Source organism: Paraburkholderia sp. RL18-085-BIA-A (assembly GCF_046027075.1).
GTDB lineage: Bacteria > Pseudomonadota > Gammaproteobacteria > Burkholderiales > Burkholderiaceae > Paraburkholderia.
Genome location: NZ_JARESU010000720.1, coordinates 1 through 247 on the forward strand (window position 1 = coordinate 1; position 247 = coordinate 247).

General features: G+C 67.2%; 1 protein-coding gene. It reads right to left on the reverse strand.

Annotated elements, in window-relative coordinates; genetic code table 11:
* Nucleotides 1-247 (reverse strand): ATP-binding protein (locus P0D89_RS54545; protein WP_408379942.1); only part of this gene is annotated, 247 nt, incomplete at both ends.

A 247-nucleotide genomic window follows, 5' to 3' on the forward strand; every position in this document is an offset into this window, starting at 1 on the left:
CGTCGAGTAGAAGCGCACCCGCTTGCCGTGGTGCATGATGCCGGACACGCCGATGGCGGTCGCCAGATGCGTTTTGCCCGAGCCCGGGCCGCCGACCAGAACCAGGTTGTGCGCGCCCTCGGTGAACGTCATGCCGGCCAGTTGCGTGACCAGCTGGCGGTCGACCGGCGAGCCATCGAAGTCGAAGCCCGCGATGTCGCGATGCACCGGGAACTTCGCCGCGTTCATCTGGTGGCTGACCGAACGT